The sequence below is a fragment of the Rhizobium sophoriradicis genome, assembly GCF_003939025.1.
In the GTDB taxonomy this organism is placed as follows: domain Bacteria; phylum Pseudomonadota; class Alphaproteobacteria; order Rhizobiales; family Rhizobiaceae; genus Rhizobium; species Rhizobium sophoriradicis.
In genome coordinates, this window is record NZ_RQIH01000006.1 from 345,997 (window position 1) to 356,229 (window position 10,233).

Below are 10,233 nucleotides of genomic sequence, written 5' to 3' on the forward strand. Positions count from 1 at the left end.
GCCCGGTTTGAATAATTTTCATACTGATTCCGGGGCCGGCCTGTCCCTCAGAGACGGTCGGAATTGGTAGCGCGGAGAATCGCATGGCTTCTGCAGCGGAACAATTGGCATCCAACCTCAATTTTTCGACCTTTGCCAAAGCCGAGGATTTGAAGAAGCGCCTGTGGTTCACACTGGCAGCTCTCCTCGTCTACAGGCTCGGTACCCACATTCCGCTTCCGGGTCTCAACCCCGAAGCCTATGCCCAGGCTTTCCGCGGCCAGGCAGGCGGCATCCTCGGCCTTTTCAACATGTTCTCCGGCGGCGCAGTCGAGCGCATGGCGATCTTCGCGCTCGGCATCATGCCTTACATTTCCGCCTCTATCATCGTGCAGCTGATGACCTCGGTCGTGCCAGCGCTCGAAAACCTGAAGAAGGAAGGCGAACAGGGTCGTAAGATCATCAACCAGTACACCCGTTACGGCACGGTGATTCTCGGCGCACTGCAGGCCTACGGCATTGCCGCCGGTCTTGAGAGCGGCCAGGGCCTCGTCGTCGATCCGGGCTGGTTCTTCCGTGTTTCCACCGTCCTGACGCTGCTCGGCGGCACGATGTTCCTGATGTGGCTCGGCGAGCAGATCACCTCGCGCGGCATCGGCAACGGCATTTCGCTGATCATCTTCGCCGGCATCGCCGCCGGTCTTCCCACGGCCCTTGCAGGCACGCTCGAACTCGGCCGCACCGGTGCGCTGTCGACCCCGCTCATCCTGCTCGTCATTATCGTCGCGATCGGCGTGATCGGCGTCATCGTCTTCGTCGAACGTGCGCAACGCCGGCTGCTGATCCAGTATCCGAAGCGCCAGGTCGGCAACCGCATGTTCCAGGGCGACACCTCGCATCTGCCGCTGAAGCTTAACACCTCGGGCGTCATCCCGGCGATTTTCGCGTCGTCGCTGCTCCTGCTGCCGGCAACGATCGCCGGCTTTGCCAGCACCACAGCGATGCCGGCCTGGGCGACCTCGATCGTTGCGGCGCTCGGCCATGGTCAGCCGCTCTACATGGTGCTCTATGCGGCACTGATCGCCTTCTTCGCCTTCTTCTACACCGCCATCGTCTTCAATCCGAAGGACACGGCCGACAATCTGAAGAAGCACGGCGGCTTCATTCCCGGCATTCGCCCGGGTGAGCGCACCGCCGAATACATCGACTACGTGCTGACCCGTATCACGGTCATCGGCGCGATCTATCTCGTCTTCGTCTGCATCCTTCCCGAGATTCTGGTGTCGCAAACCGGCATTCCATTAGCCCTTGGTGGGACTTCGCTTTTGATCGTGGTTAGCGTAACTCTTGATACGGTTGCACAGATCCAGGGTCACCTGATCGCGCAGCAATACGAAGGCCTGATCAAGAAATCGAAGTTGCGTGGAGGAAAGAGGGGGCGATGAGACTTATCCTTTTGGGGCCGCCGGGCGCGGGCAAGGGAACCCAGGCCCAGCGGATCGTGGAAAAGCACGGCATTCCGCAGCTTTCCACGGGTGATATGCTGCGTGCGGCGGTAGGTGCCGGCACAGAAGTCGGCAAGCGCGCCAAGGCGGTGATGGACGCCGGCAAGCTGGTCTCGGATGAGATCGTCATTGCTATCGTTTCGGAGCGAATCGACCAGCCCGATTGCGCCAACGGCTTCATTCTCGACGGCTTCCCCCGGACGCTGGTCCAGGCTGATGCCACTGAGGCGATGCTGAAGGCGAAGGGTCTCGCTCTCTCTGTCGTTGTCGAATTCCGAGTCGATGATGCCGAACTAGTCCGTCGCGTTGCCGGTCGCTACTCCTGCGCGCAGTGCGGTAGCGTCTATCACGACACCGACAAGGTTCCGGCCAATGAAGGCGTTTGCGACAAGTGTGGTTCAACCCACTTCAAGCGCCGTCCGGACGACACTCCGGAAACCATGACGGCGCGGCTGCAGGTCTACTACAAGGAAACCTCACCGCTGATCGGCTACTACCATGCCAAGGGCAAGCTCAGGTCCGTCGACGGCATGGCGGAGATCGATCAGGTAACCGCCGAGGTCGAAGCCATTCTTTCCAAGCTTTAAGGCTTTGAAAATAAAACTTGGCGGAACGGTTGCTTTTCAGCAGTGATTCCGCTAAACACCGCGCCAACTCGCGACATTCCATGCGATCGGCGCGGATTTCCCAGGGAAGTCCGGGTTCGGTCGTTTTGACATGTTGCGGACCTAAATTTGAACGGGCGGTTCCAAAGACCGCATAACGAAGCCCACTTGCCGGATGGCAACTGGAATGCAAGGAGAACAGGCGTGGCACGTATCGCTGGCGTCAACATCCCGACTGCAAAGCGCGTCGTCATCGCGCTGACCTACATTCACGGGATCGGTCCGAAATTCGCACAGGAAATCGTCGAGAAGGTCGGTATTCCGGCTGAACGTCGTGTGCATCAGCTGACGGACGCTGAAGTCCTTCAGATCCGCGAAGCCATCGACCGCGACTATCAGGTCGAGGGTGATCTTCGTCGCGATACCGCGATGAACATCAAGCGCCTGATGGATCTCGGCTGCTACCGCGGCCTGCGTCATCGCCGCGGCCTTCCGGTCCGCGGTCAGCGCACGCACACCAATGCCCGCACCCGCAAGGGTCCGGCAAAGGCAATCGCTGGCAAGAAGAAGTAATTTCCGGGAAACCGGGATGAGGGGGCTGGCGGGCTGCGCCGGCCTCTTTTGAGTTTGGAGCGGGACCATATAGGCGCCGTTCCGGTGTAGCCGCTGGCATTACGGCGGTGAAGAGATCAACGAAAGGAATAGCATGGCTAAGGAAGCCGTCCGCGTTCGCCGTCGCGAGCGCAAGAATATCTCGTCGGGTGTCGCTCACGTCAACTCGACCTTCAACAACACGATGATCACCATCACCGATGCGCAGGGCAATGCGATCGCCTGGTCGTCGGCCGGCGCCAAGGGCTTCAAGGGCTCGCGCAAGTCGACCCCGTTCGCCGCCCAGATCGCTGCCGAAGACTGCGCCAAGAAGGCCCAGGAGCACGGCATGAAGTCGCTGGAAGTCGAAGTCTGCGGCCCGGGTTCGGGTCGTGAATCGGCTCTGCGCGCGCTCCAGGCTGCGGGTTTCATGATCACGTCCATCCGCGACGTGACCCCGATCCCGCACAATGGCTGCCGTCCGCGCAAGAAGCGCCGCGTCTGATCATCGCTATCGTCACCGGTGAGCGCCTTCGCGCTCCCGGTGGTTTTCAAGCTCGGTTGCCACGATTGGATGGTGGCAACGAACGGAAGGCAAACTCATGATTCAGAAGAACTGGCAGGAACTGATCAAGCCGAACAAGGTGGAGTTCTCCTCGAGCTCGCGCACCAGGGCGACGCTCGTTGCCGAACCGCTGGAGCGCGGCTTCGGCCTCACCCTCGGCAACGCGCTGCGTCGCGTTCTGCTCTCCTCGCTGCGCGGTGCCGCCGTCACGGCGGTGCAGATCGACGGCGTGCTGCATGAATTCTCCTCGATCCCGGGCGTCCGCGAAGACGTCACGGACATCGTGCTCAACATCAAGGAAATCGCCATCAAGATGGATGGCGACGACGCAAAGCGCATGGTCGTGCGCAAGCAGGGCCCGGGCGTTGTTACGGCTGGCGACATCCAGACGGTCGGCGATATCGAAATCCTCAACCCCGAGCATGTGATCTGCACGCTCGACGAGGGTGCCGAAATCCGCATGGAATTCACCGTCAACAACGGCAAGGGCTACGTTCCGGCCGAACGCAATCGTGCGGAAGATGCTCCGATCGGTCTCATCCCGGTCGACAGCCTTTATTCGCCGGTCAAGAAGGTGTCCTACAAGGTTGAAAATACCCGCGAAGGACAGGTTCTCGACTACGACAAGCTGAACATGACCATCGAAACCGATGGCTCGATCACCGGCGAAGACGCCGTCGCTTTTGCGGCGCGCATCCTCCAGGATCAGCTTGGCGTCTTCGTCAACTTTGACGAGCCGCAGAAGGAAACCGAAGAGGAAGCAGTCACCGAACTCGCTTTCAACCCGGCTCTCCTCAAGAAGGTGGACGAACTCGAGCTGTCGGTCCGTTCGGCAAACTGCCTGAAGAACGACAACATCGTCTACATCGGCGACCTCATTCAGAAGACCGAAGCAGAAATGCTCCGCACACCGAATTTTGGTCGCAAGTCGCTGAACGAAATCAAGGAAGTTCTCGCTTCCATGGGCCTGCACCTCGGCATGGAAGTGCCGGCATGGCCACCCGAGAACATCGAAGATCTCGCCAAGCGTTACGAAGACCAATACTGAGAAAACAAAAGGCAGGCTCTATCGGCTGCCTTTCCCCGTCAAACAGCAGGCATATCGCCTGCATGTGCCAGGAAACGGCAGGCCCGGTAACGAAGTAAGGGCACTGCATTAAAGGAGAATAGCAATGCGCCACGCAAAGGCCGGCCGCAAGCTGAACAGAACCGCAAGCCACCGCAAGGCGATGTTCGCCAACATGGCGGCTTCGCTGATCACCCACGAGCAGATCGTCACGACTCTGCCGAAGGCCAAGGAAATCCGTCCGATCGTCGAGAAGCTCGTCACGCTCGGCAAGCGCGGCGACCTGCACGCTCGCCGTCAGGCGATCTCGCAGATCCGCGACGCCGCCGTCGTTTCGAAGCTGTTCGACACGATTGCAACGCGTTACGCCACCCGCAATGGCGGCTACCTGCGCATTATGAAGGCCGGCTTCCGCCAGGGCGACAACGCCGCCATGGCCGTCATCGAATTCGTTGACCGCGACACCTACGCCAAGGGCGCCGCTGACAAGGCCCGCGTCGCTGCCGAAGAGCAGGCCGTCGCCGCTTAATCTTCCGCTCCTGCGGAAACGAAACAGCCGGGCTGCAAAGCCCGGCTGTTTTCGTTGGTGCGGACGATGCGAGGAGGGGGCGTCGGTCCGGGCAGGTAACGCCTCGTTCGATCATTGGAAATTGGCACTTCAGCCGCAGCGGCGGCTGGGCTTGAGACAGGACAGGTTCATTTGTCTGAAATCGTTCAAATCAGCTCTCGCCTACAGGTCCGTCGTCTCGCCGCCGTCCTTGTGGTGATCGCACTCGGGCTGGCGCTCAGGCGCTTTGGCTATGCGGCCGGTCTGCCCTTCGTCCTTGTCAAATATGGTGGGTCGGCGCTCTGGGGCGCAATGGTCTATCTGCTGGTGGCGCTGATTGTCGCCAGGCCAGGACCGGCTGTCATTGCCGTCATGGCGCTGTTCATCGCGATCTCGGTGGAATTATTCCGGCTCTACCACACGCCCTGGCTCGACGCGTTTCGACTGACCACAGCAGGCGCGCTGCTGCTCGGCCGCATCTTTTCCCCGTGGAACATTCTGGCCTACGCGGTTGGCATAGCGGCAGCGTACCTGTTCGATCCCGCACGCCGGTGATCCCTTATGAAGCCGACGCCACAGCGCGATTGCGCGTCCGGCCCTGGGCCTTTTTCCGGCTGCGGGCGATCGGCCGCCAGGAGCGGTAGAGGATAAGGGCGATGATCAGCCCGACATAGATATATTGCTCGAGATCGAGGATCTTGGTCGAAAGCGCGAAGTGCAGCGCCCCGCTGGCGGCGATGATGTAGACCAGACGATGCAGCCAGTTCCAGTTCGCGCCAAGGCGGCGGATCGAGAAATTGTTGGACGTCGCCGCCAGCGGAATAAGCATCGCCAGCGCCGCCATGCCGAACATGATGAAAGGGCGCTTCAGCACGTCGTTGATGACCGCTTGGATATCCATCGCCTGGTCGAGCACCATGTAGACGGTGAAATGCATCAGCGCGTAGTAGAAGGTCAAAAGCCCCAGCGCGCGGCGGTAGCGCAGATAGTTCCAGCCGAGAAGCTCGCGGATAGGCGAGACGGCAAGTGTTGCGATCAGGAACCGGATCGTCCAGATGCCGAGGAAGAGCTCGAAGGTCTTGACCGGATCGGCGCCGAGCTGATCGGTCGCGCCGAGATAGAAGGTCCAGGCGGCCGGCAGGAGACCGACGGCATAAAGCAGCCAGACCGAGGCGGGTTGCCAGCGTTTCGGAATGGCGAGCGAAAAGTCCGCCATCAGAAGTTCGCCTTCAGGTCCATGCCGGCATAAAGGCTTGCCACCTCGTCGGCATAGCCGTTGAAGGGCAGGGTGGGGCGGCGGCTCGCGCCGAAGAAGCCGCTTTCGCCGATGCGCCTCTCGCTTGCCTGGCTCCAGCGCGGATGGTCGACGGCAGGGTTGACGTTGGCATAGAAGCCGTATTCCTGCGGATTGGTCACCTGCCAGGTATTCTTCGGCTGCTGGTCGGTAAGGGTGATTCTGACGATCGACTTGATGCCCTTGAAGCCGTATTTCCACGGCACGACGAGGCGGATCGGCGCGCCGTTCTGGTTCGGCAGCGTTTCGCCATAGAGCCCGACGGCAAGCAGCGTCAGCGGATGGCGCGCTTCGTCGAGCCGCAGGCCCTCGACATAAGGCCAGTCAAGCGACTGGAAGAAACCCTTCTGCCCCGGCATCTCTTCCGGACGGACGACGGTTTCGAAGGCGACATATTTGGCGCTGCCGAGCGGCTCGACTTTGTCGAGCAGCGATGCCAGCGGAAAGCCGTCCCAGGGAATGACCATCGACCAGGCCTCGACGCAGCGCATCCGATAGGTGCGTTCCTCGATCGGGAATTCCTTGATCAGCGCCTCGAGGTCGAAGGTGCCAGGCTTGTTGACCATGCCGTCGACCTTGACCGTCCAGGGCAGCGGCTTGAAATCGCCGGAATTTGCCGCAGGGTCACCCTTGTCGAGGCCGAACTCATAGAAATTGTTGTAGGTGGTGACGTCCTTGATCGGCGTCGGCTTCTCGTCGACCTTATACTTGCTCTCGACGGCAGAAAGGGCGGCCGCACTCGCCTTGCCGGCGCCGTAAAGCGCCATGGCGCCGAGCGCTGCAGCACCGAGGAATTCCCGCCGGCGCATATAGATCTGGCGCGGCGTGATCTCCGACGACGCGATCTTCGGGGGGCGATAGCTTGGCATGTCGAAACCTCCAGGGCGGATTTCTTGAATATAGTTCTTAAACGAACCGCCCGCATGTTCGGATTAGCTATGCCTCGAATCTCGCCGACGGGAAGCCAATTTTTTGTGTTCGGCTGTGATGGAATAGGCTGTAACCAAAGCTCGCGCCGAACCGTATATCATCGATGGCGCTCGAGGTGCCTTCCCGGCAGCGTACCGGATTTGACCTTGCCGGTAGTGACAGCCCCGGTCGATTGGATTAGGACAATTCCAAAAGGCAGCGTTCGCCCGGCCGGCAGGCTTCATGCCGTCGCTTCGCCTGACCATTTCCGACACGTCGAGGAAGACACCGATGCCAGCTTACCGTTCCAGAACCACGACCCACGGCCGCAACATGGCAGGCGCGCGCGGCCTTTGGCGCGCCACGGGCATGAAGGATTCGGATTTCGGCAAGCCAATCATCGCGGTGGTGAATTCCTTCACCCAGTTCGTGCCCGGTCACGTGCACCTGAAGGACCTCGGCCAGCTCGTCGCCCGCGAAATCGAGGCGGCCGGCGGTGTCGCCAAGGAATTCAACACGATCGCCGTGGACGACGGCATCGCCATGGGCCATGACGGCATGCTCTATTCGCTGCCGTCGCGCGAACTGATCGCCGATAGCGTCGAATACATGGTCAATGCCCATTGCGCCGACGCAATGGTCTGCATTTCCAACTGCGACAAGATCACCCCCGGCATGCTGATGGCGTCACTGCGCCTCAATATCCCGACCGTCTTCGTCTCCGGCGGTCCGATGGAAGCGGGCAAGGTTGTGCTGCACGGCAAGACCCACGCGCTCGATCTCGTCGATGCCATGGTCGCCGCCGCCGACGACAAGATCAGCGACGAGGATGTCCAGACGATCGAACGCTCGGCCTGTCCGACCTGCGGTTCCTGCTCCGGCATGTTCACCGCCAATTCGATGAACTGCCTGACGGAAGCGCTCGGCCTGTCGCTGCCCGGCAACGGCTCGACGCTCGCCACCCATGCCGACCGCAAGCGCCTTTTCGTCGAGGCCGGCCATCTTATCGTCGATCTCGCCCGCCGTTATTATGAGCAGGACGACGTCAAGGCGCTGCCGCGCACCATCGCCTCCAAGCAGGCCTTCGAGAACGCCATGGCGCTCGATATCGCCATGGGCGGTTCGACCAACACCGTCCTGCACATCCTGGCCGCCGCCCATGAAGGCGAGGTCGATTTCACCATGGCCGATATCGACGCGCTGTCGCGCCGCGTGCCGTGCCTTTCGAAGGTCGCGCCCGCCAAGAGCGACGTGCATATGGAAGACGTGCACCGCGCCGGCGGCATCATGTCGATCCTCGGAGAGCTCGACAAGGGCGGCCTGCTGAACCGCGATTGCCCGACCGTCCATGCCGAGACGCTGGGCGACGCAATCGACCGCTGGGACATTACCCGCACCAACAGCGACACCGTCCGCAATTTCTATCGCGCAGCTCCGGGCGGCATCCCGACCCAGGTCGCTTTCAGCCAGGAAGCCCGCTGGGACGATCTCGACACGGATCGCCAGAACGGCGTCATCCGTTCGGTCGAGCATCCTTTCTCGAAAGACGGCGGTCTTGCCGTGCTTAAGGGCAATCTTGCGATCGACGGCTGCATCGTCAAGACGGCCGGCGTCGATGAATCGATCCTGAAATTCTCCGGCCCCGCCCGCGTTTTCGAAAGCCAGGACGCCTCCGTCAAGGCGATCCTCGCCAACGAGGTGAAGGCCGGCGATGTCGTCGTCATCCGCTATGAGGGCCCGAAGGGCGGCCCCGGCATGCAGGAAATGCTCTATCCGACGAGCTATCTGAAGTCGAAGGGCCTCGGCAAGGCCTGCGCGCTGATCACCGACGGCCGCTTTTCCGGCGGCACCTCCGGCCTTTCGATCGGCCATGTCTCGCCGGAAGCGGCGAATGGCGGCACGATCGGCCTGGTCCGCGAGGGCGACATGATCGACATCGACATCCCGAACCGCACCATCAGCCTGCGCGTCGGCGAGGCCGAACTTGCCGCCCGCCGCGCCGAGCAGGACGGCAAGGGCTGGCATCCCACAGAAGTCCGCAAGCGCAATGTCACCACGGCGCTCAAGGCCTATGCCGCTTTCGCAACAAGCGCCGACCGCGGCGCCGTGCGCGACCTGAACGCCCGCTAAGAGCCAGCTGCTCTGCCGACCGGCCGCTTCAAAGCGGCCGGTTGATGTTTTTATAACTCTCGCCGAGCTGCTTCATCCGCTCGTCATAGGCCGCCTTGATACAGGCCGCATCTGCCCCGCATTCCTGCCGCTTCTTCAGCCAGGCCGTCTGTTCGTCCTGCAATGTTCCGCGCGAGCCCATGGCCATCAGCCCGGAGAGCAGCTCGAAGGTCGTGACCATCCTGACATCGGCATCGTTGAGTGCCCGGTTGTCACAGATTGCTTTTTCGTCCGGCTTCAATTCTTTCGCATCGCAATCGAAGCTCGCCGCCTTGGCCATCTCCGATCCCGAAGTGAGGATCGCCAGGCCAAGGGCCATCGTCATCGCTTTTTTTGCCATCATTCCTATGTTCCTGTTGCCGCCCATCAGGCCAGCTGGCGCAATGCCAGAGCCAGGAAGATGATGCAGGCGAGCCAGACGGCAAGCATGAAGATCAACCCGCCTCGCCCGGAGGGACGCTCGAGGCGCCTTGACGCTTCCACACGCAGCTCGCTCATCACATCAGCCGGAACAAGCCGTATCGCCAGCAGGATGCCGAGCGGCACGATGACGAGATCGTCGAGATAGCCGAGCACGGGAATGAAATCGGGGATGAGATCGACCGGCGACAGCGCATAGGCCGCAACGGCGCCCGCAACCGCCTTCGCATACCACGGCACCCTGGCATCGCGCGCAGCAAGCCACAGGGCGACGATGTCACGCTTCAGTGACTTCGACCAGATTTTGGCTTTGGATATCAGTTGCATGGCCAGTCTTCCTGAATCGTATTCTCAAAGGCCTGAAGCAAAATCTCCTGAGGCCCCGACTGCCTTATTCTTCCATGCTTCCGCCCTCTTTCCTTTTTAGCGTCGGGTCGCAAAACAGGGCGATTTCAGGCCGGTTCGGCCTAAAATCTGAACCCTGTTCGCAATTGAATAGTTAGAGCATGATGTCGTTTGAAAACCGCTCACACTTTTCGGCATCATGCTCTAAAACGTTGCTCAAGAGGATTCAAAAGGGATA

12 protein-coding genes are annotated in these 10,233 nt (G+C 61.0%); 8 read left to right on the top strand and 4 right to left on the bottom strand.

From position 1 onward, the window contains the following. The first annotated feature begins 83 nt into the window (after positions 1 to 83). The 7 genes from secY to EFR00_RS12695 all read left to right on the top strand — a co-directional run bounded on the left by secY (position 84) and on the right by EFR00_RS12695 (position 5,413). A complete protein-coding gene (gene secY, locus EFR00_RS12665; protein ID WP_038688293.1) occupies positions 84 to 1,424 on the top strand; it encodes a preprotein translocase subunit SecY in 1,341 nt (446 codons plus the stop codon). Further along, the gene (locus EFR00_RS12670; protein WP_077991473.1) at positions 1,421 to 2,071 is read left to right on the top strand and encodes an adenylate kinase; all 651 of its coding nucleotides are present in this window, start codon (positions 1,421 to 1,423) and stop codon (positions 2,069 to 2,071) included. Before secY ends, EFR00_RS12670 begins: the two co-directional genes overlap by 4 nt. A 222-nt stretch (positions 2,072 to 2,293) precedes the next feature. Next, a complete protein-coding gene (gene rpsM / locus EFR00_RS12675; RefSeq protein ID WP_003573772.1) occupies positions 2,294 to 2,662 on the top strand; it encodes a 30S ribosomal protein S13 in 369 nt (122 codons plus the stop codon). 133 nt (positions 2,663 to 2,795) lie between these two features. Beyond that, the gene (gene rpsK, locus EFR00_RS12680) at positions 2,796 to 3,185 is read left to right on the top strand and encodes a 30S ribosomal protein S11 (protein ID WP_003547577.1); all 390 of its coding nucleotides are present in this window, start codon (positions 2,796 to 2,798) and stop codon (positions 3,183 to 3,185) included. Between the two features lie 97 nt (positions 3,186 to 3,282). Beyond that, complete coding sequence (locus EFR00_RS12685) at positions 3,283 to 4,293, top strand: DNA-directed RNA polymerase subunit alpha (protein ID WP_003547579.1); 1,011 nt, start codon at positions 3,283 to 3,285, stop codon at positions 4,291 to 4,293. A 124-nt stretch (positions 4,294 to 4,417) separates the two neighbouring features. Further along, positions 4,418 to 4,840, top strand: a complete 423-nt coding sequence (gene rplQ / locus EFR00_RS12690; RefSeq protein ID WP_009995243.1) for a 50S ribosomal protein L17 — start codon at positions 4,418 to 4,420, stop codon at positions 4,838 to 4,840. Positions 4,841 to 5,011: 171 nt separating this feature from the next. Further along, positions 5,012 to 5,413 carry a ribosomal maturation YjgA family protein gene (locus tag EFR00_RS12695; protein ID WP_039619199.1) on the top strand — a complete coding sequence of 134 codons (402 nt, stop codon included), beginning with the start codon at positions 5,012 to 5,014 and terminating at the stop codon, positions 5,411 to 5,413. 4 nt (positions 5,414 to 5,417) lie between these two features. Here EFR00_RS12695 and msrQ read toward each other — a convergent pair whose 3' ends face one another. Next, positions 5,418 to 6,074 carry a protein-methionine-sulfoxide reductase heme-binding subunit MsrQ gene (gene msrQ, locus EFR00_RS12700; RefSeq protein WP_077991474.1) on the bottom strand — a complete coding sequence of 219 codons (657 nt, stop codon included), beginning with the start codon at positions 6,072 to 6,074 and terminating at the stop codon, positions 5,418 to 5,420. Beyond that, positions 6,074 to 7,021, bottom strand: a complete 948-nt coding sequence (gene msrP, locus EFR00_RS12705; RefSeq protein WP_009995239.1) for a protein-methionine-sulfoxide reductase catalytic subunit MsrP — start codon at positions 7,019 to 7,021, stop codon at positions 6,074 to 6,076. Before msrP ends, msrQ begins: the two co-directional genes overlap by 1 nt. A gap of 331 nt (positions 7,022 to 7,352) precedes the next feature. Between msrP and ilvD the strand changes: the two genes are divergently transcribed. Beyond that, positions 7,353 to 9,191: a dihydroxy-acid dehydratase gene (ilvD, locus tag EFR00_RS12710; RefSeq protein ID WP_038688302.1), complete on the top strand. Its 1,839-nt coding sequence runs from the start codon at positions 7,353 to 7,355 to the stop codon at positions 9,189 to 9,191. Positions 9,192 to 9,219: 28 nt separating this feature from the next. Here the strand turns inward: ilvD and EFR00_RS12715 are convergent, their stop codons facing one another. Both EFR00_RS12715 and EFR00_RS12720 read right to left on the bottom strand, forming a co-directional pair. Then, positions 9,220 to 9,573 (bottom strand): lysozyme inhibitor LprI family protein, encoded by a 354-nt coding sequence (locus tag EFR00_RS12715; RefSeq protein WP_077991475.1) that lies wholly within the window; start codon positions 9,571 to 9,573, stop codon positions 9,220 to 9,222. A 23-nt stretch (positions 9,574 to 9,596) separates the two neighbouring features. Beyond that, the gene (locus tag EFR00_RS12720; RefSeq protein WP_009996076.1) at positions 9,597 to 9,977 is read right to left on the bottom strand and encodes a YkvA family protein; all 381 of its coding nucleotides are present in this window, start codon (positions 9,975 to 9,977) and stop codon (positions 9,597 to 9,599) included. Positions 9,978 to 10,233: the final 256 nt, after the last annotated feature.

Coding starts and splice junctions, on each gene's coding strand:
- secY (WP_038688293.1), top strand. CDS start 84: ATGGCTTCTGCAGCGGAACAATTGGCATCCAACCTCAATTTTTCGACC.
- EFR00_RS12670 (WP_077991473.1), top strand. CDS start 1,421: ATGAGACTTATCCTTTTGGGGCCGCCGGGCGCGGGCAAGGGAACCCAG.
- rpsK (WP_003547577.1), top strand. CDS start 2,796: ATGGCTAAGGAAGCCGTCCGCGTTCGCCGTCGCGAGCGCAAGAATATC.
- EFR00_RS12685 (WP_003547579.1), top strand. CDS start 3,283: ATGATTCAGAAGAACTGGCAGGAACTGATCAAGCCGAACAAGGTGGAG.
- rplQ (WP_009995243.1), top strand. CDS start 4,418: ATGCGCCACGCAAAGGCCGGCCGCAAGCTGAACAGAACCGCAAGCCAC.
- msrQ (WP_077991474.1), bottom strand. CDS start 6,074: ATGGCGGACTTTTCGCTCGCCATTCCGAAACGCTGGCAACCCGCCTCG.
- msrP (WP_009995239.1), bottom strand. CDS start 7,021: ATGCCAAGCTATCGCCCCCCGAAGATCGCGTCGTCGGAGATCACGCCG.
- ilvD (WP_038688302.1), top strand. CDS start 7,353: ATGCCAGCTTACCGTTCCAGAACCACGACCCACGGCCGCAACATGGCA.
- EFR00_RS12715 (WP_077991475.1), bottom strand. CDS start 9,573: ATGATGGCAAAAAAAGCGATGACGATGGCCCTTGGCCTGGCGATCCTC.
- EFR00_RS12720 (WP_009996076.1), bottom strand. CDS start 9,977: ATGCAACTGATATCCAAAGCCAAAATCTGGTCGAAGTCACTGAAGCGT.